This is a genomic window from Salipiger sp. PrR002 (assembly GCF_010500775.1).
Classification (GTDB): domain Bacteria; phylum Pseudomonadota; class Alphaproteobacteria; order Rhodobacterales; family Rhodobacteraceae; genus Salipiger.
Window position 1 is genome coordinate 477,649 of record NZ_JAAGOU010000001.1, and the last position, 26,736, is coordinate 504,384.

General features: G+C 65.0%; 31 protein-coding genes, 2 tRNA genes and 1 pseudogene. 16 read left to right on the plus strand and 18 right to left on the minus strand.

Annotated features, from left to right (window positions below; all coding sequences use genetic code 11):
- Positions 1-48: 48 nt before the first annotated feature.
- Positions 49-546, plus strand: coding sequence for a pantetheine-phosphate adenylyltransferase (coaD, locus tag G0A00_RS02335; RefSeq protein ID WP_066100173.1), 498 nt, complete (start codon positions 49-51; stop codon positions 544-546).
- 90 nt (positions 547-636) lie between these two features.
- On the opposite strand, the gene G0A00_RS02340 is transcribed toward coaD, so the two are convergent.
- Entirely contained in the window at positions 637-798 is a 162-nt protein-coding gene (locus tag G0A00_RS02340) for a glyceraldehyde-3-phosphate dehydrogenase (protein ID WP_066100169.1), read from the minus strand.
- A gap of 327 nt (positions 799-1,125) precedes the next feature.
- Here G0A00_RS02340 and G0A00_RS02345 point away from each other — a divergent pair, with 327 nt between their 5' ends.
- Complete coding sequence (locus tag G0A00_RS02345; RefSeq protein ID WP_164181725.1) at positions 1,126-1,377, plus strand: hypothetical protein; 252 nt, start codon at positions 1,126-1,128, stop codon at positions 1,375-1,377.
- Between the two features lie 65 nt (positions 1,378-1,442).
- On the opposite strand, the gene gap is transcribed toward G0A00_RS02345, so the two are convergent.
- From gap to G0A00_RS02375, 7 genes are all read right to left on the minus strand, one after another.
- Entirely contained in the window at positions 1,443-2,444 is a 1,002-nt protein-coding gene (gene gap, locus G0A00_RS02350) for a type I glyceraldehyde-3-phosphate dehydrogenase (protein WP_164181727.1), read from the minus strand.
- A gap of 85 nt (positions 2,445-2,529) precedes the next feature.
- Positions 2,530-2,673: a hypothetical protein gene (locus G0A00_RS26325; RefSeq protein ID WP_193789501.1), complete on the minus strand. Its 144-nt coding sequence runs from the start codon at positions 2,671-2,673 to the stop codon at positions 2,530-2,532.
- Between the two features lie 31 nt (positions 2,674-2,704).
- Complete coding sequence (locus tag G0A00_RS02355) at positions 2,705-3,241, minus strand: helix-turn-helix transcriptional regulator (protein ID WP_164181729.1); 537 nt, start codon at positions 3,239-3,241, stop codon at positions 2,705-2,707.
- On the minus strand, positions 3,238-3,813 hold the full coding sequence (locus G0A00_RS02360; RefSeq protein WP_164181731.1) for a cytochrome b/b6 domain-containing protein: 576 nt from the start codon (positions 3,811-3,813) through the stop codon (positions 3,238-3,240). Before G0A00_RS02360 ends, G0A00_RS02355 begins: the two co-directional genes overlap by 4 nt.
- A 97-nt stretch (positions 3,814-3,910) precedes the next feature.
- Entirely contained in the window at positions 3,911-4,162 is a 252-nt protein-coding gene (locus G0A00_RS02365) for a PepSY domain-containing protein (protein ID WP_164181732.1), read from the minus strand.
- A 149-nt stretch (positions 4,163-4,311) separates the two neighbouring features.
- Positions 4,312-4,785, minus strand: coding sequence for a disulfide bond formation protein B (locus G0A00_RS02370; RefSeq protein ID WP_164181734.1), 474 nt, complete (start codon positions 4,783-4,785; stop codon positions 4,312-4,314).
- 4 nt (positions 4,786-4,789) lie between these two features.
- Complete coding sequence (locus G0A00_RS02375) at positions 4,790-5,368, minus strand: YqaA family protein (protein WP_066100156.1); 579 nt, start codon at positions 5,366-5,368, stop codon at positions 4,790-4,792.
- Positions 5,369-5,533: 165 nt separating this feature from the next.
- Here G0A00_RS02375 and G0A00_RS02380 point away from each other — a divergent pair.
- From G0A00_RS02380 to G0A00_RS02395, 4 genes are all read left to right on the plus strand, one after another.
- Positions 5,534-5,619: transfer RNA gene (locus G0A00_RS02380), tRNA-Leu, on the plus strand.
- A gap of 416 nt (positions 5,620-6,035) precedes the next feature.
- Positions 6,036-6,680 carry a DUF4760 domain-containing protein gene (locus tag G0A00_RS02385; protein ID WP_164181736.1) on the plus strand — a complete coding sequence of 215 codons (645 nt, stop codon included), beginning with the start codon at positions 6,036-6,038 and terminating at the stop codon, positions 6,678-6,680.
- Between the two features lie 147 nt (positions 6,681-6,827).
- Entirely contained in the window at positions 6,828-7,367 is a 540-nt protein-coding gene (locus G0A00_RS02390) for a hypothetical protein (protein ID WP_164181738.1), read from the plus strand.
- A gap of 112 nt (positions 7,368-7,479) precedes the next feature.
- Complete coding sequence (locus tag G0A00_RS02395; RefSeq protein WP_164181740.1) at positions 7,480-8,001, plus strand: hypothetical protein; 522 nt, start codon at positions 7,480-7,482, stop codon at positions 7,999-8,001.
- Positions 8,002-8,297: 296 nt separating this feature from the next.
- Here G0A00_RS02395 and G0A00_RS02400 read toward each other — a convergent pair.
- Positions 8,298-8,387 (minus strand) — tRNA-Ser (locus G0A00_RS02400).
- 189 nt (positions 8,388-8,576) lie between these two features.
- On the opposite strand from G0A00_RS02400, the gene G0A00_RS02405 reads away from it, so the two are divergent.
- The 8 genes from G0A00_RS02405 (at position 8,577) to G0A00_RS02440 (ending at position 15,373) form a co-directional block, all read left to right on the plus strand.
- Positions 8,577-9,401: a DUF2059 domain-containing protein gene (locus G0A00_RS02405; RefSeq protein WP_164181742.1), complete on the plus strand. Its 825-nt coding sequence runs from the start codon at positions 8,577-8,579 to the stop codon at positions 9,399-9,401.
- Positions 9,402-9,723: 322 nt separating this feature from the next.
- Complete coding sequence (locus tag G0A00_RS02410) at positions 9,724-10,296, plus strand: 50S ribosomal protein L21 (protein WP_164181743.1); 573 nt, start codon at positions 9,724-9,726, stop codon at positions 10,294-10,296.
- Positions 10,297-10,319: 23 nt separating this feature from the next.
- The gene (gene rpmA, locus G0A00_RS02415; protein WP_066100140.1) at positions 10,320-10,589 is read left to right on the plus strand and encodes a 50S ribosomal protein L27; all 270 of its coding nucleotides are present in this window, start codon (positions 10,320-10,322) and stop codon (positions 10,587-10,589) included.
- Positions 10,590-10,707: 118 nt separating this feature from the next.
- Positions 10,708-11,256 (plus strand): GNAT family N-acetyltransferase, encoded by a 549-nt coding sequence (locus G0A00_RS02420; RefSeq protein WP_164181744.1) that lies wholly within the window; start codon positions 10,708-10,710, stop codon positions 11,254-11,256.
- A 105-nt stretch (positions 11,257-11,361) separates the two neighbouring features.
- The gene (locus G0A00_RS02425; RefSeq protein ID WP_164181745.1) at positions 11,362-13,329 is read left to right on the plus strand and encodes a heme lyase CcmF/NrfE family subunit; all 1,968 of its coding nucleotides are present in this window, start codon (positions 11,362-11,364) and stop codon (positions 13,327-13,329) included.
- The gene (locus tag G0A00_RS02430) at positions 13,326-13,823 is read left to right on the plus strand and encodes a cytochrome c-type biogenesis protein (protein WP_164181746.1); all 498 of its coding nucleotides are present in this window, start codon (positions 13,326-13,328) and stop codon (positions 13,821-13,823) included. Before G0A00_RS02425 ends, G0A00_RS02430 begins: the two co-directional genes overlap by 4 nt.
- 181 nt (positions 13,824-14,004) lie before the next feature.
- The gene (locus G0A00_RS02435; protein WP_164181747.1) at positions 14,005-14,514 is read left to right on the plus strand and encodes a DUF2087 domain-containing protein; all 510 of its coding nucleotides are present in this window, start codon (positions 14,005-14,007) and stop codon (positions 14,512-14,514) included.
- Positions 14,515-14,596: 82 nt separating this feature from the next.
- Entirely contained in the window at positions 14,597-15,373 is a 777-nt protein-coding gene (locus G0A00_RS02440; RefSeq protein WP_164181748.1) for an enoyl-CoA hydratase-related protein, read from the plus strand.
- A gap of 145 nt (positions 15,374-15,518) precedes the next feature.
- Here G0A00_RS02440 and gltA read toward each other — a convergent pair whose 3' ends face one another.
- Both gltA and gltX read right to left on the minus strand, forming a co-directional pair.
- Positions 15,519-16,814, minus strand: a complete 1,296-nt coding sequence (gene gltA / locus G0A00_RS02445; protein ID WP_164181750.1) for a citrate synthase — start codon at positions 16,812-16,814, stop codon at positions 15,519-15,521.
- 94 nt (positions 16,815-16,908) lie between these two features.
- On the minus strand, positions 16,909-18,333 hold the full coding sequence (gene gltX / locus G0A00_RS02450; RefSeq protein WP_164181752.1) for a glutamate--tRNA ligase: 1,425 nt from the start codon (positions 18,331-18,333) through the stop codon (positions 16,909-16,911).
- A gap of 71 nt (positions 18,334-18,404) precedes the next feature.
- Between gltX and G0A00_RS02455 the strand changes: the two genes are divergently transcribed.
- Positions 18,405-20,486, plus strand: a complete 2,082-nt coding sequence (locus tag G0A00_RS02455; RefSeq protein ID WP_164181754.1) for a ComEC/Rec2 family competence protein — start codon at positions 18,405-18,407, stop codon at positions 20,484-20,486.
- Here G0A00_RS02455 and lexA read toward each other — a convergent pair.
- The 7 genes from lexA to G0A00_RS02490 form a co-directional block, all read right to left on the minus strand.
- Complete coding sequence (lexA, locus tag G0A00_RS02460) at positions 20,480-21,181, minus strand: transcriptional repressor LexA (protein WP_066100115.1); 702 nt, start codon at positions 21,179-21,181, stop codon at positions 20,480-20,482. The two genes, G0A00_RS02455 and lexA, sit on opposite strands and share 7 nt — an antisense overlap.
- Positions 21,182-21,353: 172 nt before the next feature.
- Positions 21,354-22,520, minus strand: coding sequence for a gephyrin-like molybdotransferase Glp (gene glp / locus G0A00_RS02465; RefSeq protein WP_164181757.1), 1,167 nt, complete (start codon positions 22,518-22,520; stop codon positions 21,354-21,356).
- Positions 22,517-22,993 (minus strand): cyclic pyranopterin monophosphate synthase MoaC, encoded by a 477-nt coding sequence (gene moaC / locus G0A00_RS02470; RefSeq protein ID WP_164181759.1) that lies wholly within the window; start codon positions 22,991-22,993, stop codon positions 22,517-22,519. The genes glp and moaC overlap by 4 nt, the downstream gene beginning before the upstream one ends.
- Positions 22,990-23,793, minus strand: a complete 804-nt coding sequence (gene trpC / locus G0A00_RS02475; protein WP_164181761.1) for an indole-3-glycerol phosphate synthase TrpC — start codon at positions 23,791-23,793, stop codon at positions 22,990-22,992. The genes moaC and trpC overlap by 4 nt, the downstream gene beginning before the upstream one ends.
- Before the next feature lie 44 nt (positions 23,794-23,837).
- Positions 23,838-24,482: a uracil-DNA glycosylase gene (locus G0A00_RS02480; RefSeq protein ID WP_066100103.1), complete on the minus strand. Its 645-nt coding sequence runs from the start codon at positions 24,480-24,482 to the stop codon at positions 23,838-23,840.
- Positions 24,479-25,501, minus strand: a complete 1,023-nt coding sequence (trpD, locus tag G0A00_RS02485; protein ID WP_164181763.1) for an anthranilate phosphoribosyltransferase — start codon at positions 25,499-25,501, stop codon at positions 24,479-24,481. The genes G0A00_RS02480 and trpD overlap by 4 nt, the downstream gene beginning before the upstream one ends.
- Positions 25,498-26,079, minus strand: a complete 582-nt coding sequence (locus tag G0A00_RS02490) for an aminodeoxychorismate/anthranilate synthase component II (RefSeq protein WP_066100095.1) — start codon at positions 26,077-26,079, stop codon at positions 25,498-25,500. Before G0A00_RS02490 ends, trpD begins: the two co-directional genes overlap by 4 nt.
- Before the next feature lie 176 nt (positions 26,080-26,255).
- Between G0A00_RS02490 and G0A00_RS02495 the strand changes: the two are divergent.
- Positions 26,256-26,736, plus strand: a pseudogene (locus G0A00_RS02495) (hypothetical protein); the annotation flags it as partial.

The following is a 26,736-nucleotide window of genomic DNA, read 5'->3' on the forward strand; positions in this document are numbered from 1 at the left end:
CGTTGCGTGCGCCGGACATGCCCCCGCGGGCACTTCTGGGAGGATTTTATGCGCATTGGCCTTTACCCCGGCACGTTCGATCCAATCACGCTGGGCCATATCGACATCATCCGCCGCGCCGCGGCGCTGGTCGATCGTCTGGTGATTGGCGTCGCGATCAACCGCGACAAGGGTCCGCTCTTTCCGCTGGAAGACCGCGTGGCGATGATCGAGACCGAATGCGCCAAACTGTCTGAAGAAACCGGGACAGAGATCGTCGCGCATCCTTTCGAGAACCTGCTGATCGACTGCGCCCGCGATGTGGGCGCGCAGATCATCATTCGCGGCCTGCGCGCCGTGGCAGATTTCGAGTATGAATTTCAGATGGTTGGAATGAACCGCGCGCTCGACACCAGCATCGAGACCGTCTTTCTGATGGCCGAGGCGCGGCATCAGGCAATCGCCTCGAAGCTGGTGAAAGAGATCGCCCGGCTCGATGGCGACGTCAGCAAATTCGTCACGCCCACGGTGAACGAGGCGCTGAAGGCGCGCTTCGACAAAGGTTGAGCGCAGGGGCGCAACGCCAAAGTTGAACGCCAAGGCTGAACGCAAAAACGGGGCCGCTGGGGCCCCGTTTTTCTTTGTCGTAGCTTGGTCTTACTGACCGTAGACAGCGATCCGCGCGGTTTCCGCTTCGCGGCCTGCGATGTCGCAGTCGATGCGGGTGCGCAGCGGCAGCGACATCAGGGCCTGATGCGTGCGGCGATAGGCGAAGCGGCGGGAGAAGCTGTCACGAACGGCGTTGATGGCTTTGGTCATGTCTCTGATCCATCTATGAAGGGCGCCCCGAGGGGAGGAGTGGGCGCGTTTGCGGTTGGTTTGTTGAAACTCGGTGCCGCGGGAAATGCCCTTGCGGGTGTCCCCGGCGTTGGCGCTAACTTAGGCCTTGCTGCGACGCAGCACAATTGACGCTTTTCCAGACCCGCCTTGCAAAACATGCATGGCATGGCGCGCGGTGCCTTTCTGCGAGCGCAAGGCTTTGTAAACCTTCGGCGATTAACCTTAACGCCACAGCAACACCGCAGCGCGGCTGCTGGGCGCGGAGCCAAAACAGCGCCGATGGGCTCTTAGAAAGGGAGACAGGTCATGGAAATTCAGCAGGGGATCGGCGGTCATGGCCGGTCGCAGCGGCCCAAAGCCGCGCCGCAGCAGCCTGCCCGCACTGCACCGCAAGAGGGGGTGGCTCGCTTGTCACACGCCCCGCTTGCTGCGCCTGTGCCGGTGATCAGCCAGCCGCTGGCACTGCCGCTGACCGGCAGGGTGACCCCGCGCGCACGGCCCGCGGGGCTCGAGGCGGCAGAGGGCTATGGCGCGGCGCGCAAGGCGTTCGACAAATGAAAAGGCGGGGCACGCGGCCCCGCCTTTGAGTTTCCAGACATGGCGCTGGCAAGCGCGCGGCAGGATCAGATCAGCTTGCCCATCGCCACGGCGGTGTCGGACATGCGGTTCGAGAAGCCCCACTCGTTGTCATACCACGACAGGATGCGCACCATGGTGCCTTCCATGACCTTGGTCTGGTCGGTGTGGAAGATCGAGCTGTGCGGATCGTGGTTGAAGTCGATCGAGACGTTCTTCTTGTCGGTATAGCCCAGAATGCCGTTCAGCTTGCCGTTGGCGGCGACGCGGATCGCGTCGTTGATCTCTTCCACCGTGGTCTCGCGTTCGGCTTCGAACACCAGATCGACGACCGACACGTTCGGCGTGGGCACGCGGATCGCCACACCATCGAGCCTGCCGTTCAGTTCCGGCAGCACGAGGCCCACGGCCTTGGCGGCACCGGTCGAAGTGGGGATCATCGACTGCGCTGCGGCGCGCGCGCGGTAGAGGTCCTTATGCATCGTGTCCAGCGTCGGCTGGTCGCCGGTGTAGCTGTGGATGGTGGTCATGAAGCCCTTCTTGATGCCGACGGTGTCGTTCAGCACCTTGGCGACGGGCGACAGGCAGTTGGTGGTGCAGGACGCGTTGGAGACGATCAGGTCATCCTTGGTCAGCGTGTCGTCGTTGACGCCATAGACGATGGTCTTGTCGGCACCGGCGGAGGGGGCCGAGACCAGAACCCGGCTCGCACCATTGGCGAGGTGGGCGGCGGCCTTCTCGCGGTCGGTGAAGATGCCGGTGCATTCGAGCACCACATCAACATCGCCCCAAGGCAGATCGGCGGGGTTGCGCTCGGCGCTCACCTTGATCGGGCCGCGGCCTGCGTCGATCGTGTCGCCCGCCACTTTCACGTCCTCCGGGAAGCGGCCATGCACGCTGTCGAACTGCAGAAGGTGGGCGTTGGTCTCGACCGGGCCGAGGTCGTTGATGGCGATGACTTCGATGTCAGTGCGGCCGGATTCGATGATGGCGCGCAGCACGTTGCGCCCGATGCGGCCGAAGCCGTTGATCGCTACCTTGACGGTCATGATGTCTCCTCGCTGTCCGAGAGTCTGCGGTTGCCCGAAGGTCATCAGGATACGTCGGGCAAGTCAATACTGGGACTGTTAGCGCTCACCGCCAAAATGCCATCCAATCGAGCAGATTGAAAACTTTCCGCCCCAGATAGATGAAGTGATCGCTCCCGAAGAGCAGGTAATCCAGCACGGCAGCGAGGATCAGGATGGCGGCAAGCCAGAGGGCGAAGCGATTGGTCATTTTCTCGTGATGCCAGAGGTTTGGCGCGCTGTCACCTGTCTTGTGTCGAAGCGGCGGCGGTGCTGACGTCAGGCGCGGCACCGGTCATCAACTCCTCGATGAAAAGCCCGAGCAGCGCACCACGCCCGGACACACCGGCCTTGCGGTAGATCGCATTGAGATGGGATTTCACCGTTCCCTCTGCCGATCCGCGCAGCGCCGCGATCTCGGGGATGGTCATGCCTTTGAGTGTGAACATGGCGACGTCCCGCTCGGAGCCCGTCAGGCCCCACGCGGTGAACTGCGCTTCGACGATCTCATGGAAGGCGCCGGTGGCGAGCGAGACCTGCCGCTCCAGATGCGCATTCTGGCGCAGCAGCCGGAGCAGGAAACGCATCTCGACCCAGACCGCCGCACCGAGACAGAGCACCATGCTGCCTTCGAGGAAGGCCTCGGGATCATGGACCGGGTTCCAGCCCGCTTCGCTTGCGTCAAAGATCACGTCGACCACGAAGAAGGCCGTGCAGATCAGCTGCACGGCGATCAGCAGGGTCAGGATGATCGGGCGTTCGGTGTTTTGCGGCGTCATTCCTCGATCTTTGCGCCATCCGGTACGGTTTTGATACCCGTGACCATGGCCTTGGGCAAATTCACTCCGGTTCGGCGGCTTTCCAGCAGCACCGCGCCGACATGCAGCACCACCGAAACTTCGGCCCATGTGACCAGTGCCTCATGCAGATGCTCGACCCAAGCGACGCCCCAATAGGCGTCTGTGGTCATCATCACCCCCGTGGCGATGATCCCGGCGAGGGTGAGCAGGAGGTTAAAGATCATCAGTGCGCCGAGCGGCGTGTGCATCAGATGCACGCGGCGGCGTCCGGTGGCCATATCGGTGATTTGCTGCGCGACGCCGGCACGGGTTGGGAAGAAGCTGGAAAACCGCGCGGATCGCGGGCCGATGAAGCCCCAAATCAGCCGCAGCGCAATGAGGCCGCCGATCGTATAGCCGATCCACGCGTGCAGCTTCGACCCGGCATCGTCAAACAGCGCGTTTGCGGCAAAGAGCGTCACGAGGCTCCAGTGAAAGATCCGCAGCAACGGGTCCCAGACGGCATGCTGCGTGGCACCGCTTGGCGCGGCGGTGGTCGAGAGATCAGACATGGAAGAGGTCCTTTTGCTGGGCGTCCTTGGCCCCTTGTGTGCGAGAGCAGGGGCCGGAAAGCGGCACGGCCCCGCGCGGGCGCGGGGCCGTCTGGGCTCAGTCGTCGGACTTGCTGCGGACGATCTTCAGGCTTTCGTCGAGATAGAGCTCGAGCTTCTTGCCGTCTTTCAATGCATAGACTTCGATCAGCCCGTCTTCGCTGTCGATGCGGCGCACGTCATAGCCCTCGGCAGTGAGCTTCTCACGCACCTGGGCTTGGGTCTGTTCGGGAATCTCGGGGGAGGCGACGGCGGCGCTGGCGGTCAGCAGGGCGGCGATGAAGGCGGATGTGACGAAGCGATAGGTCATGGATGGGTCTCCTCAATGACGGCGCGGGACATCCGCGCCTCGAAGACCGATCTGACGTGGGGCAGGCGGGTTCGCCATGCACCGCAGGGGGCAGATTGGGCCCCCTGCAACTTTGGTTCAGGGCCGGTTTGGGCCCGCAAAAACGCCGTTCAGGCTTGGGCCGAGCGCCGCCATGCGGCGATCCAGATCAGCGCGAGACCAAGCGAGATCACCGCGTTCCAGCTGGCCATCGACAGGCCGAGGAACTGCCACGCAACCTCGTCGCAGCGCACCAGCGGCGCGTCCATGATCTGGTTGAGCAGCTCGTCCGCCGACATGCCGCCGATCGGGCCGGAGGTGCAGGTGGTCGGCCCTTCCCACCAGCCGCGCTCGACGCCGGTGTGATAGACGCCGATGCCGCTGGTGGTCAGCGCCGCCAGCGCGCCCAAAAGCGGCAGCAGGCGGGCGCGGAAGGCCAGCGCCAGTGCACCGATGACGACGGCGATGGCATGAGGCCAGCGTTGCAGGATGCACAGGTGGCAGGGGGCAAGCCCGCCGATGAATTGTGAGCCGATCGCGCCCAGCAGCAGGGCGGCCGATCCGCCAGCGGCGATCAGGATGAGGAACTTACGCAGGTCAGTCATGGTCTCAGAGGTATTTCACCAGAAAGAAGCCGCCGGCAAGCAGCAGCACAAAGACAGTAAACACCAGCCCGAGCCGGTTTTCGATGAAATCCCGGATCGGCGCGCCGAAGGCCCGCAGCAGCCCCGCAACGATGAAGAAGCGGAAGGCGCGGGCGATGATGGCGGTGGTGACGAAGGTGCCGAGCGGCATCGCGGTCCAGCCCGACATGATGGTGATCACCTTGAACGGGAAGGGGGTGATCCCGGCGATCAGCACGGCCCAGAACCCAACGCCGTTGAAGCGGGCGTTGAAGGCCTCCATCGAGTCGGCCTTGCCGAGCGTTTCGAGGATTGGCCGCCCGATGCTGTCGAAGAAGAAATGCCCGATGGCATAGCCGAAGAGCCCACCGACGACCGAGGCCAATGTGGCCACCAGCGCGATCAGCCATGCCCGGCGCGGCGCGGCGAGGATCATCGGGATCATCAGCACGTCGGGCGGGATCGGAAACACCGAGGCTTCGATGAAAGAGACCGCTGCCAGCGCCCAAAGCGCCTTGGGGTGATCGGCAAGCGACATGGTCCAGTCGTAAAGGCGGCGCAGCATCGTCGGGCAGGTCTCCGGCGTGGGTCTTCTTTGCAGGAAGCACGGGGGAACCTGAGGCGCAAGCCATTGGGGCCGCATTTGTGATGACAGTTTCGCAAGGAACATGCGAGTGCTTGAAGATTGCCGCTTTACGCGGCGCGGCGGGGCGGCTAAATCCATGCCCGGGCCCAAGTGGCGGAATGGTAGACGCAGGGGATTCAAAATCCCCCGGCCGCGAGGTCATGTCGGTTCGAGTCCGACCTTGGGTACCAAGCTGAAATCGCTCAGCTTTCTGCAAATCCTCATAAACTCCTGCGTTTTTTGCGTGATCAGGCGTTGCGCCGCGCCGGGGCGCGCGCGGTCCGTCGTGGTAGATCAGCGTGGCGAGATCAGTTCATCTCAGCTTGCAGAATGAAGTTGGAATATGTGCGAGCTTTATGGAACTCGGCGGGAAGTGAAGCGTTTACCATTGTAAGCTAGAGTTTCGATGACCACCTTTGTTGTGGGCGAGGTTTCGCGCTCTCCGATCCCGCGCGGCTCTCGCGAAGCGGGTGGCAGTGGGCGGCCGTGCCAGCCTATGGGAATTCGTTGACAGTGCGCGTGAAGCGCGTAAACCTGCTTGCAACGCATCTTTCTGAGAAGGAGACCAGCATGTCTGTGATCACCAAAGAAGGTGCTCGGGACTGACGTGAACTGTTCCGAGCAGATTGCCAGTGAAGCGACGCAAACCTTGGTGGTTTGCGTCGCTTCTAGTTTCAACTGGATCGGTTTGGTCGGCCCCGCGGTCATCCTGATGTCGGTCGCGGTGGCGGCCTATGGCGTCGCCATGGCCCGGGCGTCCACCCGCCAGAGAGCCACGCTGGATATGATCGAGAAGGTCGAATCCACGCCATATTACCAAGAGCAGAATTCGGTCTTCAGCTACCACCGCCGTCAGAATGGCTTTGCAAAGCTTCACAGCCCTGCGGAAACGAAAGACCGGGAAGAACGTCGGGCGATCTTGGGGTACCTCAATCACTACGAGCTTGTATCCATCGGGATTCGCAGAAAAATTCTCGATGAAGCTTTTTATCGTGAATGGATGAGGGGACCCTTCGTGCGGGATTGGAACGCGGCGGCGGATTTCATTCAGCGCGAAAGGTGGAAGTGGGACGCTCAGAGCGAAAAATGGGACTACCACCATGTTCTCTTTGAGAACTTCCAGAAGATGGCCTGCCGCTGGAGCGAAGAGGCAATCGTTCTGACCAAGTCCTTCAGCAAACCGCCGGAGGCCCCCTCGGGGCCGGGGGACGAGGCTCTGCCCGACGGCAAGAAGTCGGATAAATCAGCCTGAACCCCGCTCCGTCCGCAGTTGGCGCGCGCTCGTCATTTGCAGACGCTGCGCAGAGCGGCAGGCAGGCTGGGCTTGCAATCCGCGGGCGTTCCGCGGGATACGGCCCCCTCAGCCGCCCTTGGACATCCCTGAAGAACGATTGCCGCAATGCCGCAGACCGATCATCTCAAAACCGATCACCTGAAAACCGATTGCTCGAAATGCGCGGCGCTCTGCTGCCTCGCGCTGGCCTTCGACAAGGGCAAGGACTTCGCCTTCGACAAGAACCCCGGCGAGCCGTGCCGGAACCTTTCGGGACACAGCTGCACGATTCACGAGAGGCTGACGGAGGAGGGGTTTCCGGGCTGCGTCGCCTATGATTGCCTTGGGGCGGGCAATCGGGTGGTGCAGGAGGTCTTTGGCGGACGTTCATGGCAGAAAGACCCGCGCCTGACGCGCCCGATGATGGAGGCGTTTTCGGGCATGCGCGAGGTGCACAAGCGCATCGACCTGCTGCGTGCCGCCGGCACCCTGCCACTGGAGCCGCGCGACGATCAGACCCGCCGGGATTTCCTTGCGCGCCTCGAGCAGCACCGTTGGAGCGGGGCGGAACTCAATGACTTCGAGGTCGGGATGGCGCTGGAGATCGACATCTTCTTCCACAGCATCCGGGCCTATCTGCCGGGCGATTTCTCTGCCGAATGGTGAGAATTTGACGGGCACCGGAAGGGCGGCTTGCCGCTAAGTGGTCTCGCAGAGGTCGTAATTCTTCCTCAATCCTTAATCAAAAGGCGCGTGTACCATCAAAAGGTGTATGTAAATGTTAGGTTCCATTTCCGGCTCGAACTCGAGCCTCTTCGGGGCGATCGCCTCGGCGGTCGCGGCGGCGCAATCCTCCTCCCAAAACCAGATTGCAGCTGAACCGGACGTTACGGACGAAGACGATCAGATTCAGGAGGTCTCGGCCAGCGTTGACGCAGTGGCGGAGGCTGCCACCCAAGAGGCGGCGAGCGAGGGCTCTTCGTCTGGCGCCGCAAGTGCCGCGAATGCCAATGCGTCGAGCGAGGCCGACGAGGTGGCCGCCAATGCTGCTCAGTCGAGCGGCGCGCAGGTCGAGGCGAGCGAAACTCCGGAAGAGGCTGATGCCCTCGCGCAGGCCCGCGCCAAGGCTATCTCCACGCAGGAAAGCTTCATGAAATCCTTGGTGCTTGCCCAGATCGGCAGCGGTGCCGACGAGGACGGTCTTGCGTCCCGGATGCGTCAAGGTGCCGAGAGCTATGCCGCAGCGCGCGCCGAGGCGCAGCAGGCGGATGCACCGGCACGCGGCAGCATCGAGGCCTGAGCGCCGCGGCGCAAGAAAACGGCCCATTACAATGACGCGGTGTGCGGGACGATCCCTGCGCGCCGCGTTTTTTGTTCGGGGTAGGGTGTTTGAGGGTTCGTAGGGCAGTAAAACCCACGCGCGCGGCACACGCCAAACAGGGACGCAGCAGACCGCGCGAACGGAAGACAACACGCACGAATGATCGGGCGCTGACACCGGGCGTAGATCAATTTCGGATGGTTGGGTCAGTGATGCCGACAGCTCAGATATTTCTGAAGGCTGTCGGCGTAACTGGCTACTTTCCCGAAGGAAAGTGGCGGAGAGACAGGGATTCGAACCCTGGGACCCCTTGCAGGGTCAACGGTTTTCGAGACCGCCCCGTTCGACCACTCCGGCACCTCTCCGCGGGGGTCGTGGGGGGCGTTTAACGATATGCTCAGGGGGGTGCAACAGGGAATTTTGAAGTTTTTTCATTCAGGCGAATTTTTCCTTGGCAAAGCTCCGCCAGCCATCGCGCGGGGGCCTTGCGTCACCTTGGAAATGCCGCGGGCGCGCCCTAGGGTCTGGCCGAAAGTAGCTGGAGTAGCTCTGCCATGTTGTCGCGTCTTGCCGCCTGTACCGTTTCCGCCTCGCTGATCATGCCCGCACTTAGCCTGCCGGGGTGGGCAGGCCCCGCCGAGGAATTGCTCGACGCTTTGAAGGTGGATGAGATTGTCGAGATCATGCGCGCCGAGGGCCGGGACTACGGATCGGACATGGCGCAGGACCTTCTTCCGTCGGGGGCGACCGCAGGCTGGGAAGAGGCCGTGGGCAGGCTCTATGACGCGGACGCCATGGAAGAGGTGGTGCGCGCGGGCTTTCTCGAAAGCTTCGGCGACACCGACGCGGGGCCCTTGCTGGAGTTTTTCACCTCCGAGGCCGGGCAGCGCGTGGTGGAGCTTGAACTCACCGCCCGGCGCGAGATGATCGACAATGACGTCGAGGTCGCCGCGCGCGAGGCGTGGAACGCCATCGCCGGCACTGGTGACCCGCGCGAGGCGCAGCTTGACCGTTTCGTGGCCGCCAATGATCTGCTCGAGACAAATGTGGTCGGCGCGCTCAACGCCAGCTTCCAGTTCTACCTTGGCCTTGTTGATGGCGGCGGCATGGAGATGACCGAGCCGGAGATCGTTGAAGAGGTCTGGATGCAGGAAGAGACCACGCGCTACGACACCGAAGAGTGGCTCTATGCCTATATGCTCACCGCCTATGGGCCGCTGCCGGGTGAAGAGCTTGATGCCTATATAGATGTCTCGGCAACGCCCGAGGGCAAAGCGATGAACCGCGCGCTGTTCGACGGGTTCAATCACATGTATGAAGAGATCTCTTACGGGCTGGGGCTGGCAGCCGCGCGCGAGATGCGCAGCGAAGAGCTCTGAGAGGGTTTTGGGGCTCGGCTGGGGCTCGGCGTGGGCGAGGGGGCTTTGATGGTCTCGCGCACGCAATCCGCGCGGTGATCACTTCGCCAAGCGCGAATCCGGGGCTTGGCCGCCCTGATGGGTTGACAGCATAAGGTTTTGCCCCGATAAGCCGGGCTTCGAAGACGGGGCCATTGCGCGCCCCGCTTTCGATTCTTACATCATGACAGCCCGAAAGGGCGCGCTGTTCGACGGCGGAGCGGGCTTTCCGCACCACGAAGTTCCCGAAAAGGTCCGCACGGACCGGGACGCCACAGAACGCGGTAGACAAAGGAAGACGCAGATGTTCGCGGTGATGAAAACCGGCGGCAAGCAATACAAAGTCCAGGCGGGCGACGTGCTCCGCGTGGAAAAGCTGGCTGCTGATGCGGGTGAAACCGTTCAGTTCAACGAAGTCCTTATGCTCGGCGGCGACAATGTCACCGTTGGTGCTCCGCTGGTGTCCGGTGCGGCCGTTCAGGCAACCGTGATCGACCAGATCAAGGGCGAGAAAGTCATCAAGTTCGTCAAGCGCCGCCGCAAGCACAGCTCGCAGCGGACCCGCGGCCACCGTCAGCAGCTGACCCTGCTGCGCGTGACCGAGATCCTCGCATCCGGCGCCGAAGGCACCGGCGTGAAGGCCGCCGCTGGCGCTGCCTCCGCTCCGAAAGCCGCGCCCGCCGCAGCAGCCCCCAAGGCCGCCGCAGCAGAGGGTGACGACCTGACCCAGATCACCGGTGTCGGCCCCGCCGCCGCCAAGAAGCTGAACGAAGCCGGCATCGCCACCTTCGCACAGCTCGCCGCCGTTGACCCCGAGAGCTTCGATGCCGTGAAGGTGAAGCCCGAGTGGGTTGAACAGGCCAAGACCCTGGCCTGATAGAGATTTAAGGAGACCAACCCATGGCACATAAAAAAGCAGGCGGTAGCTCCCGTAACGGCCGCGACTCCGCTGGCCGCCGTCTCGGCGTGAAACTCTACGGTGGCCAAGCCGCCAACCCCGGCAACATCATCATCCGTCAGCGCGGCACCAAGTTTTGGCCGGGCGAGGGCGTGGATATGGGCAAAGACCACACCATCTTTGCTGTGACCGAAGGCTCGGTCACCTTCCACAAAGGCCTCAAGGGCCGCACCTTCGTTTCCGTCCTGCCCGTGGCGGAGGCTGCCGAATAAGCCGATCCAAGATCGACATCTTGCAGGGGGATCGGCACGGGCCGGTCCCCCTCTTCCGTTTCGGGGGGAGACGAAACGGCCCGTGAGGCGATCCCTCGCGCACAAGAGGAGAAAGACGATGAGCCTGGCCCAAGAGGACCAGCTGACCGCACAGCCGGTCATCGAGACACCCCGTTTCCTGCTGCGGCCGCTGCGAAAGTCGGACGCAGGGATGATTGCGCATTACACCGGCGATCTGCGCCTCGCGCGTATGACCACCTCGATTCCGCACCCGCTGCCGCCGGGCGCGACCGAGGCCTTCATCGCGCGTGCGACCGATCCCAAGCGCGAAGAGGATGTCTGGGCGATGGACGGCGAAGCGCATGGCGGTGCCGAGGTCATGGGGCTCATCTCGCTTGAACGTCTCGACGGCAACCAAGCCGAGATCGGCTATTGGGTCGCGCCGCCGTTCTGGAACACCGGCCACGCCTCGGAAGCGGTGCGCGCGTTGGTGCAGGCCAACCCGTTTGGCAGCGCCACGATGTTCGCGTCGGTGTTTCAGGACAACGCCGCCTCGGCGCGCGTGCTGGTGAACTGCGGCTTCGAATATATTGGCGACGCAGAGGCTTTCTCGGTGGCCCGCAATTCCGCAGTGCCGACCTGGACCTACCTGCGCCGCATGGACTGAGGCGCGCGCCGCGCCCATCCCGCTGCGTCAATTGCGACATTGTGATCCCGCCCGGCCCGCGATTTCCGTTGGCCGGGCGTTGTCTTGCGCCCTATAAGCGGGATCATGATCACCGAATTCGGACATTTCGCGCTCATCCTCGCTTTCTTCGTCGCCTGCGTGCAGGCGGTGGTGCCGATGATCGGAGCGCACAAGCGATGGCCCGGCTGGATGGCCGTCGCCGAGCCCGCCGCCACGGCGCAATTCCTGTTGGTGGCACTGTCCTTCGGTGCCCTGATGCATGCCTTCATCACTTCCGACTTCTCGCTGCGGCTGGTGGTGCTGAACTCGCATTCCGCAAAGCCGCTGATCTACAAGATCTCCGGCGTCTGGGGGAACCACGAGGGCTCGATGCTCCTGTGGGTGCTGATCCTGTCGCTGTTTGGTGCGATGGCCGCATGGTTCGGGGGCAATCTGCCGCCGACGCTGCGCGCGCGGGTGCTGTCGGTACAAGCCGCTGTGGGGGTGGCCTTTTTCGCCTTCATCCTCTTCACCTCGAACCCATTCCTGCGCCTCGCGGTGCCGCCCTTTGACGGGCAGGACCTGAACCCGCTGCTGCAGGATCCGGGGCTCGCCTTCCATCCGCCGTTCCTCTATCTGGGCTACGTGGGCCTTTCGATCTGCTTCAGCTTCGCGGTCGCCGCGCTGATTGAGGGCAGGGTCGACGCTGCTTGGGGCCGCTGGGTGCGCCCCTGGACGCTGCTGAGCTGGCTTTTCCTGACCATCGGCATCGCGCTCGGCTCCTGGTGGGCCTATTACGAGCTGGGCTGGGGCGGCTTCTGGTTCTGGGACCCGGTCGAGAACGCCTCTTTCATGCCGTGGCTGCTGGCCGCAGCGCTGCTGCACTCGGCCATCGTGGTCGAGAAGCGCGAGGCGCTGAAGAGCTGGACCATCCTTCTGGCCATCCTCGCCTTCGGCTTCTCGCTGATCGGCACTTTCATCGTGCGCTCGGGCGTGCTGACCTCGGTCCACGCCTTCGCCACCGACCCGCAGCGCGGCGTCTTTATCCTCGGCATTCTGGTGTTCTTCACCGGCGGCGCGCTGACGCTCTACGCGGCGCGGGCGGGCATCATGCAGGCCAAGGGCGTTTTCGGCATCGTCAGCCGCGAGTCGGCGCTGGTGGTCAACAACATCCTGCTGGCCGTCGCCTGCTTTGTGGTCTTCACCGGCACGCTCTGGCCGCTGGTCGCCGAGATGCTGTTCGGGCGCAAGCTGTCGGTCGGGGCGCCCTTCTTCAACATGGCCTTCACGCCCTTCATGATCCTGCTCGGCCTCGTGCTGCCGATCGGCGGTCTGCTGAGCTGGAAACGAGGCAAGATCGGCCGCGCGCTGCGCCAACTGGTGCCTGCGCTGATCCTCGCCGTTGCGCTGGCAGGCCTTGCATGGGCGATGCAGACCGGGCGCAGCCTGATGGGCCCGATTGGTGTCTTCCTTGGCACATGGTTGGTGGCGGGGGCGATCACCGATCTGATCTCGCGCATCGGCCGGACCCGCGACTGGAGCCGCCTGATGCGTCTGCCGCGCGCCGACTGGGGCAAGGCGGTGGCACATGGCGGGCTTGGCATCACCATGCTCGGCATCGCGGGTCTGATGGCTTGGCAGCAGGAAGACATCCGCGTCGCGCAGGTGAACCAGCCGTTCACCGTTGGCGCCTACGAGCTTGAACTGCTCGACGTGCAGCGGGTGCAGGGGCCGAATTATTTCTCGGACATGGGCGAGGTCTCGCTGCGCAAGAACGGCGAAGAGATCGCGCATCTCTATCCGGAAAAGCGCAACTACCCGGTCGCCAAGATGCCCACCACCGAGGCGGCGATCGACGGCGGTGTCCTGCGCGACGTCTACGTTGTGCTGGGCGATGCGCAGGCGGGTGGCGGCTGGACCATGCGGGTCTATATCAAGCCGCTGGCGAACTGGATCTGGGGCGGCGCCATCCTTATGGCGCTTGGCGGCGCGCTGAGCCTGTCGGACCGGCGCTTCCGCGTCGCCGCTGGCGCGCGCAAGAGCCGCCCGGCGCAGGGAGTGCCCGCAGAATGAAGCCGCTTCACCTGCTTCACATGGCCATGATGCTGCTGCTTCTGGCGCTGCCGCTGGTGCCCGCCACCCCGGCGCTGGCGGTGCAGCCCGATGAGATGCTCGATGATCCGGCGCTGGAGGCGCGGGCGCGCGAGCTTTCCAAGCACCTGCGCTGCTTGGTCTGCCAGAACGAGAACATCGACGATTCCAACGCCGCGCTTGCCCGCGACCTGCGGCTTTTGGTGCGCGAGCGGCTGGTGGCGGGCGACAGCGACGAAGAGGCCGTGGCGTACCTTGTCGACCGCTACGGCGAGTTCGTGCTGCTGCAGCCCACCACGCGCGGCTGGAACTGGCTGCTCTGGGCCGCCGGGCCGATCCTTTTCGTGCTGGCGCTGCTGCTTGCGGCGGTCTACTTGCGTGGCCGCTCTCGGGCCGAGGCCAGCACAGAGGCGGGGCTCACCGCCGAGGAAGAGGCGCGGCTGAAGCGGATTCTGGACGAGGGCGGGTCCTCCTGATAGCGTCGCGGGCAGGGTCGGCAGTTCACCCAGTCTCCGCCGCCTGCAGCACGCAGGTACGCTGAACCTGCACTTTCGCTTTCAGTGATCTCCGGACATCCCGGCGATGCCTGACGGACAAGGGCGGAACTCCAGCCCCGCAAGGGGTCGGGCAGCAGCGCCGGAGGATCTGGAGGATCCGATGAGCACGTCCTCGCGCCGTGAGACCATCCCGCTTGCCATTGACGATCTGTCGGGCTTTGCCCGCGCCCTGCGTGCGAGCCTCGACGCGCCGCCCCCGCATCAGCAGATGCTGGGGCTGATCGCTAGGGCCGCGGGCTATCGCAATTACCAGCAGCTGCGCGCGCAGGCCGAGCCGAAGCCGCAAGTCGACCCCAAGCAGGTGGCGCGCGCCCTGCGCCATTTCGATGAGCATGGGCGTTTGCTGCGCTTTCCCGGGCGGACGGCGATGCAGGCGCTATGCCTTGCGCCGATCTGGGCCCGGATCCCGCCGCGGCAGGTGTTCAACGAACGCGAGATCAGCGCCCGCATCGACCTACACTGCGCCTTTCGCGACGCCGCGCAGATCAGGCGCAGCATGGTGGAGAACCGCATGCTGACACGCACCCGCGATGGCGCGCGCTACAGCCGCATCGAGCACCGACCCAGCCCCGAGGCGCTGGCATTGATCGCGGCGCTGCAAAAGCTCTGAGCCGGGCTTGGCATCGGCGGCGCGCGCGGGCACTCTTCGCGCGCGCAGGCCCCGAACGCGGGCCGATGTCTGGAGGAGCAGCATGAATTACGACACCATCCGCTATGAGGTCATTGACGACGTGGCGCAGATCACCCTCGCGCGGCCCGAGGTGATGAATGCGCTTTCGGCGCCGATGCGGGCCGAGCTGACCCATGCCATCCAAGCGGGCGGCAAAGAGGCGCGTGTGGTGGTGCTGACCGGCGAGGGACGGGCCTTCTGCTCGGGTCAGGATCTGGGCGACCGCGAGACCGCCGCCAATATCGATCTCGAGCGCGTGCTGCGCGACGAATATATGCCGATGCTGACCGCCATCACCGAATGCCCGCGCCCGACCATCGCAGCAGTGAACGGCGCTGCCGCCGGGGCCGGGGCGAATCTCGCGCTGGCCGCCGATGTGGTGATCGCCGCCGAGAGCGCCTTTTTCATGCAGGCCTTCACCCGCATCGGCCTGATGCCCGACGCGGGCGGCACATGGCTGCTGCCGCGGCAGATGGGGCTGGCCAAAGCCATGGGGGCAGCGCTCTTTGCCGACCGCATCAGCGCGGCGCAGGCCGAGCGCTGGGGGATGATCTGGGAGGCGGTGCCGGACGCAGAGTTCGAGGCGATCTGGAAGGCCCGTGCGGCGCATCTGGCGCAGGGCCCGTCCGAGGCTTATGCGCGGATCAAACGCGCCATTCGGGGGGCTTTCGAGCAGGATCTCGGCAGCCAATTGGTGCTGGAGGCGCAACTGCAGGGCGAATGCGGCATGACGCGGGACTTCAAGGAGGGCGTGGTGGCGTTCCACGAGAAGCGCGCGGCGAAATTCGAGGGTCGGTGAGGCTTGGCTGGCGCCGGATTTGCGTATTTTTAAAGAGAAGAAGCAGGGGGCGCGGCGCTGAAGACGCTCTTTAGCCCTAAAAGTAATGGCCCGGACAGCAAAAGGCCCCGCATCTGCGGGGCCTTTCCTGTGACAGAAGCTGCGTTCAGCGGCTTTCGATGTCGGTGTAGTCGCGCGTCACCGAGCCACGGTAGAGCTGGCGCGGGCGGCCGATTTTGTGCTGCGGATCGGCGAGCTGTTCTTTCCACTGCGACACCCAGCCGACGGTGCGCGACAGCGCGAAAATCGGGGTGAACATGGAGGTCGGGAAGCCCATCGCCTCGAGAATGATGCCCGAGTAGAAGTCGACGTTCGGGAACAGCTTCTTCTCGATGAAGTAATCATCCTCGAGCGCCTGCTTTTCCAGTTCCTTGGCGACCTGCAGGATCGGGTTGTTCTCGACACCCATGAGATCCAGCACCTCGTCGGCGGATTGCTTCATCACCGTCGCGCGCGGGTCGCGGTTCTTGTAGACGCGGTGACCGAAGCCCATCAGGCGGAACGGGTCGTTCTTGTCCTTGGCGCGGGCGATGAACTCGGGGATCTTGTCGACCGAGCCGATCTCTTTGAGCATCTCGAGGCAGGCCTGGTTGGCGCCGCCGTGGGCCGGGCCCCAGAGGCAGGCGATGCCAGCCGCGATACAGGCGAAGGGGTTCGCGCCCGAAGAAGAGGCCAGACGCACGGTCGAGGTCGAGGCGTTCTGCTCGTGATCGGCGTGCAGGGTGAAGATGCGGTCCATGGCGCGCGCGAGGATCGGGTCGACCTCGTATTTCTCGGCGGGCACCGAGAAGCACATGTGCAGGAAGTTCTCTGCGTAGGTCAGATCGTTGCGCGGGTACACGAAGGGCTGGCCGATCGAGTATTTATAGGCCATCGCGGCGATGGTCGGCATCTTGGCGATCAGGCGGTGCGAGGCGATCTCGCGCTGGCGCGGGTCGGAGATATCCGTCGAGTCGTGGTAGAAGGCCGACATGGCGCCGACCACACCCACCATGGTTGCCATGGGATGCGCGTCGCGGCGGAAGCCGCGGAAGAAGTTGTGCATCTGCTCATGGATCATCGTGTGACGGGTGATCGTGTTCTCGAACAGCTCGAGCTCTGCCGCGGTCGGCAGCTCGCCGTAGAGCAGCAGGTAGCACACTTCGAGGTAATGCGACTTACCGGCCAGCTGGTCGATCGGGTAGCCACGGTGAAGCAGAACGCCTTCGTCGCCGTCGATGAAGGTGATGGTGCTGTCGCAGCTCGCGGTGGAGGTGAAGCCCGGGTCGTAAGTGAACACCCCGGCCTGCGCGTAGAGCTTGCGGATGTCGAGCACGTCGGGACCGGCGGTCGGGGAGTAGATCGGAAGATCGTAGCTCTGCTCGCCAATGGTCAGTTTCGCGCTTTTCGCTGTGTCAGCCATGCTTGCTTTATCCCTTCATCTAGAAAAGGCCAGGCGCGTCGCGCGCGCCCGGTCGGTATCTGTCACATGGCCCGGAGTGGGTCGGTACTTGCCGTTACGCCACCTCGGAGGCCGCTGCCTGTTCGAGCCGGAGGAGCGACTCCTCGCGGCCGAGCACCAGCATCATATCGAACACGCTAGGGGTGACGGCCCGGCCAGCCAGAGCCGCACGCAGCGGGCCCGCAAGCTTGCCGAACTTGGTGTCATGTTCCTCGGCGAAACGCGCCGTTACCCCCTCGAGCTCTTCTCGCGACCAGCTAGCACTTTGCAGGTGCGGCGTCAACGCAGCCAGTATACCACGGGATACAGGATCGAGATTTTTCTGTGCCTTCTCATCCGGGACAATCGGCGTCTCGGTCAGGATGAACTGAGCCTTTTCAAGTAGTTCCGGGAAGGTTTTGGCCCGGTCCTTCAGGCAATACATACCCCGCGTCATCCCGTCCTTTTGCGCCGCTGTCAGCGCCGGAAGCTCGGCTGCAGCAAGATACGCCTCGATTTCTTGCAGCAGTGCGGCATCGTCCCCGGCCGCGATGTGCTGGCCGCAGATGTTCTCGAGTTTCTTGAAGTCCAGACGGGCCGGGGATTTGCCGATTCCAGACAGGTCGAACCACTCTTTTGCCTGCGCATCGGTAAAGAACTCGTCATCGCCGTGGCTCCAGCCGAGGCGCGCGAGGTAGTTGCGCATGCCCGCCGAGGGGTAGCCCATCTTCTGGTACTCATCGACGCCAAGCGCGCCGTGGCGCTTCGACAGCTTCTTGCCGTCGGGGCCGTGGATCAGCGGGATATGCGCATAGACCGGAACCGGCCAGCCCATGGCGGTGTAGATGCCCATTTGGCGCGCCGCGTTGTTGAGGTGGTCGTCGCCGCGGATCACATGGGTCACGCCCATGTCGAAATCATCGACCACAACCGCCAGCATGTAGACCGGCGTGCCGTCCGAGCGCAGCAGGATCATGTCGTCAAGCTGGGCGTTGCCGATGCGCACCTCGCCCTGCACCTCGTCTTTGATCACCGTCTCTCCCTCTTCGGGGGTGCGCAGGCGGATCACATAGGGGGCGTCGGGGTGGGTTGCCGGATCGGCGTCGCGCCAGGGCGAGCGGAACAGCGTGGAGCGGCCTTCCTCTTTCGCCTTTTCCCGAAATGCGGTGATTTCTTCCTGAGAAGAGAAGCATTTATAGGCCGCGCCCTTGGCGAGAAGCGCGCGGGCGACCTCGGCGTGGCGCTCGGCGCGCTCGAACTGGCTGATCACCTCGCCGTCATGGTCGAGGCCGAGCCAGTCGAGCCCCTTGAGGATCGCCGCCGTCGCCTCGGGGGTCGAGCGGGCGCGGTCGGTGTCCTCGATGCGCAGCAGGAATTTGCCGCCACGGCCACGGGCATAGAGCCAGTTGAACAGCGCGGTGCGGGCGCCGCCGATGTGCAGAAAGCCGGTGGGGGAAGGGGCGAAACGGGTGACGACCGCCTGGGTGTTCGTCATGGTCATTAACCTCGCGGTAATCGTGGTGAGCCTAGGATTTGCAGGTTCCTTAAACAGCACAGGGGGCGGGGGCAAGCATGGGGGCGCGGATCAGCCGTCTGCTTGGCGTGCCGGCAGGCCGGGGCCTCAGCGCGCTGCGCCGGCAACGCGGTCATCTCTTCCCTTGGGTGCCGGTCTGCTTTGGCCTCGGCATCGCGCTCTATTTCGCGCTGCCGTTCGAGCCGGTGCCGGAGGCGCTTCTTTTCAGTGCCCTCATGGGCGGCGGGCTGTTTCTGCTTTGCCTGCGTATGGCCTCTGATCTGTCGGTGCTGCCGCTTGTGTGCGGGCTTGTGCTGCTCGGTCTGGCAGTCGCTGGAGGGCGGGCGCATCTGGTCGCCGCGCCGCAGCTTGCGGGGCGCTACTACGGACCGATCGAAGGGCGCGTGGTGCAGATCGACCGCGCAAGATCGGATGCGCTACGGCTGACGCTCGACGATCTGCGCCTGCAGGGCCTGCCCACAGGGGACCAGCCGCGCCGGGTGCGCATCGCGCTGCATGGCGACCCCGATGTTCAGGCGCGCGTGCTGCAGCCCGCGCCGGGTCAACGAGTCATGCTTACCGGCCATCTCCTGCCGCCCGGTGGCCCCGTCGAGCCGGGCGGCTTCGACTTTCGGCGCCACGCTTGGTTTCACGAACTCGGCGGGGTCGGCTACACGCGCACGCCGGTGCTTTTGCTCGCGTCGCCGGAGCACGGGCAATATCTCTTTCGCACCCGCATGGCTTTGTCGCGCCATGTGCAGGCGCATTTGCCCGGGGAGATCGGTGCCTTTGCGGCGGCGCTGATGACCGGCGACCGCAGCGCGATGGGGCAGGATACGCTGGAGGCGCTGCGGCACAGCAATCTCGCGCATCTTCTGGCGATCTCCGGCCTGCACATGGGCCTTCTCGCGGGGTTCGTCTTTGCGGCACTGCGGATCGCGCTGCTGCTGCCGCGGCGCTCGCGTCACCATTGGCCGGGCAAAAAGATCGCGGCGGTGGGCGCATTGTTGGCCGCCGCCGCCTATATGGCGCTCTCGGGCGGCAATGTGGCCACGCAGCGCGCCTTCATCATGGTGGCGGTCATGCTCGGCGCGGTGCTGGCGGACTTACGGGCGCTGTCGCTGCGCGCGGTGGCCCTTGCGGCGCTGATCGTGCTGACCTTGCGGCCCGAAGCACTGCTTGGCCCGGGCTTTCAGATGTCCTTTGCCGCCACGACCGCCCTCGTCCGGGTGTTCGAAAGCGCGGGCTCGGGGCGGTTGATGCGCCTCGCACCTGTCGTCCGCCCGCTCGTCACGCTGCTGCTTTCCTCGGCAACCGCCTCGCTGGCGACGGCGCCATTTTCCATGGCGCATTTCAACATCCTCTCGCGCTACGGGCTGCTGGCGAACCTGCTCGCCGTCCCGGCGATGGGGCTGGTGGCGGTGCCCATGGCGGTGCTGTCTGCGCTGCTCCTGCCGCTTGGGCTCGATGGGCTGGCGCTGCAGGGCATGGCGCTGGCGCTGCGCTGGATCCTCGCCGTCGCCGAGCGCGTCTCTGCGCTGCAAGGGGCTGTGGTCCCGGTGGTGGCACCGGCGCCGGCGGTGCTTCCGCTGTTGGTTGCCGGCGGGCTGCTGGTCTTGCTCTGGCAGGGACGCGGTCGCTGGATGGGCGCGGTGCCGCTGCTTGTGGGGGCCTTCCTCTGGATGGAAACCGTGCGGCCCGTGCTGCTGATCTCCGAGACGGGCCGCCTCGTTGGCTTGATGACCGAGGAAGGGCGCGCGCTGTCGCGCAGCGTCGGAAGTGGCTTTGTCGCCGAAAGCTGGCTCGAGAATGACGGACAGGCAGGAGGACAGCCCGCCGCTGCGGCGCTTTGGCCGGTCAGCGAGAGCAAACTGCGCCGCGCCGCAACGGCGGATCAGCAGATCGTGCATGTGATCGGCGCGCGCGAAGCGCAGAAGGTGACGGGCTGCGCAGGTGCAACAATCCTCGTCTCCAGCGCGCCCATGCCGCGTCGAGAGGGGTGCATGGTCTTTGATCCGGTGGGACTGCAGGTGACTGGCGCGGTGGCGCTATACGAGGCTCCGGGCGGCATGAGGGTTGAGGCGGCGAAAGGCCCTAGCGCCCGCCTGTGGCAGAGCCCAGCGGTGCGCCGCGATCAATAGGAGCGGATGAGCCCGACAAGACGCCCCTGCACGGAGACCGATCCCGCGGGCAGAACGCGCGGCTCGAACGCCGGGTTGGCAGCTTCAAGGACGATGCTGCTGCCTTTGCGGCGGAACCGCTTGAGCGTGGATTCATAGCCCTCCACCTGCGCCACGACGATCTGGCCGTTTTCAGCGGAAGAGGTTTCGCGGATGATCACCACGTCGCCATCGTTGATCCCGGCTTCGATCATCGAGTCGCCTTTGACTTCCAGCGCGTAGTGGCGACCGCTGCTGGCGAGCATTGCACTGGGCACGGCCACATTCGGCGGCACATCCGAGATCGATTCGATGGGAACACCAGCGGCGATCCGGCCCATCAGGGGCAGCTCCATGGCGCCGACGCTTTCCAGCGCCTCGGCCACTGCATTATTCGCCGCGGGCGCGCCACGATCGCCTTCGATCACATGGGGGACAAAGCCGCTGGGCCGCCCGGCGAGGCTGTCGGGCAGTTTGACGATCTCGATCGCGCGGGCGCGGTGGGCAAGGCGGCGAATGAAGCCGCGCTCTTCCAATGCGGTGATCAGCCGGTGGATGCCGGATTTCGACCGCAGATCGAGCGCCTCTTTCATTTCGTCGAAACTGGGGGGAACGCCGTCGCGGGCGACGCGCGTGTTGATGAAATCCAGCAGATCGAGCTGTTTCTTGGTCAGCATGCGCCGTTCCCCGTGGGTTGCCCAGTGAAGATGTTCGACTTTGTTCTAGGCATGTTCCCGTTTTGTGTCAATCCCCGCTTTCGTTAAACGAAAGTTAATAGTGCCGCGCAAGCCGCGCTGGCGGGCCGAGAATTGGCATTTCGGGAAGTCCCGAAACAACGTCCGCGAGCGGTCAGAGACGGATCACCTCGATCTCATCCCCGGCGGCGCGCGCGGGGTCATGCGGCGGTCGGACGGCGAGAGCGTCGGCACTGCCCAGCACGCTCAGCAGGGCGCTGTCTTGCCGGTCGAACACCGTCACGCCTTCGGGGGAGAGGCGCGCGCGCATATAGTGCTCACGCGGGCCGTTCTCGCCGATCGGTGCGGTCAGGCGCAGCGTTTCGCGCGGGGCGGCTGCGGCGCCAAGGCCGAGCATCGCCCGGATCACCGGCGCGAGAAAGACGTGCCCGCAGACCATCGCCGAGACCGGGTTGCCCGGCAGGCCAACCATCATCGCGCCCCTAAAACGCCCCGACATCAAGGGCTTGCCGGGCCGCATGGCGACCTTATGAAAGGCGCTCTGCAGCCCCATGTCTGCGGCGACATTGGCCACCAGATCATGGTCGCCGACCGATGCGCCGCCGATGGTGACCACCAGATCGGCGTCATCGACCATGCCAAAGATGGTGCGCAGCGAGGCTTCGGTGTCGCGCGCGATCGGCAGCAGGCGCGGATCCGCGCCAAGCTGTTGCATCAGCACATAAAGACCGAAGGTGTTGGAGGCGATGATCTGATCCGGGCCGGGGTCTTCTCCGGGCATCACCAATTCGTCGCCGGTCGAGATGATCGCCACTTTCGGGCGGCGGGTGACCGGCACATTGGCGATGTTCATCGCGGCGAGCAGCGCGATATCCTGCGGGCCCAGAACGCGCGGCGCGTCAATGCGCAGCCCTTTGCGGAAATCATTGCCATAGGGGCGGATATTATCGCCGGGTCCAAGCCGCTCGGTGATCGTGATCACATCGCCATCGCGATCCACATCCTCTTGGATCACAACGGTTTTCACGCCGTCTGGGATGGGTGCGCCAGTGAATATGCGCACCGCTTCGCCGCTGCCGACGCTGCCGGTGAAGGCGCGGCCCGCGGCGGCCTCGCCGATCACAGAAAAGCTCAGTCCGGGCGCCGCCTCGGCGACGCCATAACCGTCCATGGCCGAGGCTGCAAAGGGGGGCTGGTCACGCTGCGCCTCGACCGGGCGGGCGAGCACTCGACCTCCGGCATTGCGCAGCGGCACTTCCTCAATATCCAGCGGGCTGGCGAGCGAAAACAGGTGGTCGAGAGCTTCGGCGACGGAAATCATTTCGCCTCGTAACGTCCGGATTTTCCGCCATCTTTGAGAAGGACGCGCAGGCCGCCGATCTCCATGCCGCGATCCACGGCCTTGACCATGTCATAGACCGTGAGCGCGGCGGTGGAGGCAGCGGTGAGCGCCTCCATCTCGACGCCGGTCTGGCCGGTGGTCTTCACCGTGGCCTCGATCTGCAGGCCGGGGAGTTCCGAGTCTTGGGTGATCTCGACGGTCACTTTGGTCACCGGCAGCGGATGGCACAGCGGGATCAGCTCGGGCGTCTTCTTGGCACCCATAATGCCCGCCAGACGGGCCACGCCGATGACGTCACCTTTTTTGGCCTGACCCTCGGCGATTAGATCGAAGGTGGCGCGCTCCATGCGGATCCACGCGGCGGCGGTGGCGATGCGAGACGTTACGGGTTTATCCGAAACATCGACCATATGGGCATCGCCCTTGGCGTCGAAATGGGTGAGGCCGCTCATGCGGGCACCGGGTCGGCGAGCAGCGTGCGGGTCGCTTGTTCGACGTTCTCCTGCCGCATCAGGCTCTCGCCGATGAGGAAGGCGCGCGCGCCATATTGCGCCATATCCGCCAGATCGGCGGGGGTGTTGAGGCCGGATTCCGAGATCAGGAAGCGCCCCTCGGGCACGTTTTTCGACAGCTCACGCGTGGTGTCCAAGGAGGTTTCGAAGGTCTTGAGGTTGCGGTTGTTCACCCCGATCAGCGGCGATTTCAGCTTGAGCGCACGCTCCAGTTCCTCGGCGTCATGCACTTCGATCAGCGCGTCCATGCCCCAGTGAAAGGCGGCGTCTTCAAGCTCGGCAGCCAGCGCGTCCGAAACCGAGGCCATGATGATCAGGATGCAATCGGCGCCAAGCGCGCGGGCCTCGGCGACCTGATAGGGGTCATACATGAAATCCTTGCGCAGCGCGGGCATGTTGGTGGCCGAACGCGCCTCGGTCAGGAAGGATTTAGCACCTTGGAAAGAGGGTGTATCGGTCAGCACCGACAGGCAGGTCGCGCCGCCGCGCTCATAGGCCTGCGCTAGCGTCGCGGGGTGAAAGTCTTCGCGGATCAAGCCCTTGGAAGGAGACGCTTTCTTGACTTCCGAGATCAGCCCGTAGCCGGTTTTGGCGGCGTCGAACAGCGCCTGCGCGAAGGGGCGAACGGGGCCTGCGGCGCGGGCCTCGGCCTCGACCTCTGCCATGGATTTCGCAGCCTTGTCGGCGGCGACCTCTTCGAGCTTATAGGCCTTGATCTTGTCGAGGATCGTCTGGGTCATGGCGGGCTCCGGTAATCGTCTGTCTGGGCCGGTCAGGCTGCCGCTCAGGGCGTTGTCCAGTTGATCGGCGTGTCCCCTCTGGCTTTAAGCCAGTCGTTGACGCGGGAAAAGGGGCGCGAGCCGAAAAAGCCGCGCCGCGCCGAGAGCGGCGAGGGATGGGCCGAGGCGAGGATGAGATGATCGTCGCCATGGATGTGCTTGGCGAACTTCTGCGCGTGACCGCCCCAGAGGATGAAAGCCCGCGGCTTGTCCGACAGCGCGTCCAGCACCTGCGCGGTCAGCCCGGACCAGCCAAGCTTGGCATGAGCCCCGGCATTGCCCGCGGGGACCGAGAGCGCGGTGTTGAGCAGCAGCACGCCTTGCCGGGCCCAGAACCGCAGATCGCCATTGGGCGGCACGGCGCCGAACTCTTCCTGCAGTTCCTTGTAGATATTGGTCAGCGAGCGCGGCAGGGGCCGTATTTCGGGTTCAACCGAAAAAGACAGCCCATGCGCATGGCCGGGCGTGGGGTAGGGATCCTGCCCGAGGATCACGACCCGCACATCATCGGGTGCGCAGGCCTCCAGCGCGGCGAAGCGCTGCGCCTCGGGGGGCAGCACCTGCCGGGGTTCCGCCGCAAGCGCCTCGGCGATGCGGGGAAACTCTTCGGTGAAGAAGGGCAGGTGCGCCCAGGCGGCAGGCAGGCTCATGCGGCGGCTTGCGTCGCCTCGGCGAGCGCATGGACCTTGGCCTTGGCCGCGCCGCTGTCGATGCTCTGGCGGGCCATGGCGACGCCATCCTTGAGATCGCTCGCCTTGCCCGCAACCACCAGCGCGGCAGCCGAGTTCAGCAGCACCGCGTCGCGATAGGCGGTCTGCGCGCCATCCAGCAGCGCGTGCAGCGCCTTGGCATTCTCTGCGGGTTCGCCGCCGACGATGTCTTCGAAGGGATGCACCGGCAGGCCGGCGTCCTCGGGGTGAATTTCCGCCTCGCGGATCTGCCCGTCTTCTTCCAGCGCGGCGATCCAGCTCACGCCCGAGATCGCCAGTTCATCAGTGCCGTCCGAGCCATGCACCAGCCACGCACGCTCCGAGCCGAGCTGGCCCAGCGTCTCGGCCATCGGGCGGATGAGATCGCGCGAGAACGCCCCGGTCAACTGGCGTTTCACGCCCGCCGGGTTGGTCATCGGCCCAAGGATGTTGAAGATCGTGCGCGTGCCCAGCTCCATGCGGGGCGGGCCCACGTGTTTCATCGCCGGGTGGTGCATGGTCGCCATCATAAAGCAGATGCCGACGTCGTTCAGAATGGGCGCGATGGCCGAGGCAGGCAGCATGACGTTGATGCCCATCTGCCCCAGCGCGTCCGCCGAGCCCGACTTCGACGAGAGGTTGCGGTTGCCGTGCTTGGCCACGGTGACGCCCGCGCCCGCGACCACAAAGGCGGTGGCGGTCGAGATGTTCAGCGTGCCCTTGCCGTCGCCGCCGGTGCCGACGATGTCGATCGCGCCCGCGGGGGCCACGACCTTGTGGCATTTGGCGCGCATCACGGCGGCGGCGGCGGCATATTCCTCTACCGTCTCGCCACGGGTGCGCAGGCTCATCAGCAGGCCGCCGATCTGGGCCGGAGTGGCCTCGCCCGCAAAGAGGATCTCGAAGGCCGCCTCGGCCTCCTCCCGGCTCAGCGGGCGGGTACAGGCGGCGCCGATCAGCGGCTTCAGTCGATCGCTCATGCAGGGACTTTCATGGTCTTCAGGAAATTCTCGATGAGGGCATGGCCGTGCTGCGAGGCGATGCTCTCGGGGTGGAACTGCACGCCGTGGATCGGCAGTTCGCGGTGGCGCAGCCCCATGATCGTGCCATCCTCGAGCCAAGCGTTGACCACCAGCTCCTCGGGCAGATCGTCGCGCGCGACGACGAGGCTGTGATAGCGCGTCGCCTCAAACGGCGAGGGCAGCCCGGCAAAAACGCCGGTGTCATCATGGTGCATCTGCGCGATCTTGCCGTGGACGATCTCGTCGTGGCGCTTGACCGTGCCGCCGAACGCCTGACCGATGGTCTGATGGCCAAGGCACACGCCAAAGAGCGGCGTGCCGGTCTCGGCGGCGGCATGGGTGAGCGACAGGCAGATGCCCGCCTCGGTGGGGGTGCAGGGGCCGGGCGAGAGCAGGATGCCCTCGGGTTTCAGAGCCATCGCCTCCTGCACGTCGATCTGGTCGTTGCGGATGACCTTGGCCTCCACGCCCAACTCGCCCACGTAATGCACGAGGTTCCAGGTGAAACTGTCGTAATTGTCGATGAGAAGCAGCATGGTAGACTCTTCAGGCTGGCGGGCGAACCCGCGGTGGGGGTATACATGCGCCCGCAGGTGGTGCAGCGTCAAGGCCATGTCCCGAACAAGTGCTTCGGGAGCGGCACAGGCGCCGTAGCATGGCGGCAAAGGGTCCGGCAACGGGGCCCGGGGTAGAGAAAAGGACGGGCAGGGACATGGCACGCGGTTTCTTGGCAGGGGCGATCTGGGGGCTGGTGGTCTCTGGCGTCGGTTTGGCGGCGATTTCGGTGGCGATGGGCCCGCCCGCCAATCGCCCGACGCCGCCCAGTGTCGCGGAGGCCGAGAAGGCTGAAACTGGCGATGTGTCTGTTTCGGATAGCGCCGAAATGCCCGCGCCGCAGGACCTTGAGGCGCCTTCGGACAGCGCGCCGGATCAGAGCCCGTCTGAGGAGCCGCCGGTAGAGACACCCGAGCCAGCGGATGACGCCCCAGTCGAAGCGGAGGTCGCCGCATCCGAAACACCGACCGAAATTCCGACGCCGAGCGCCGAAGAGGCCGCGCCGGAGAGCGAGAGTGCCGCTGAGGAGGCCGAGCCGCAGCCGGTAACGCCGCCCGCCCGCCGCCCGAGCGAAGAGCGCGGCGTCGAGGCTGCGAGCGCCGGGCCGTCGCTCGCCGCGCCGGGACTGGCCGAGGGCA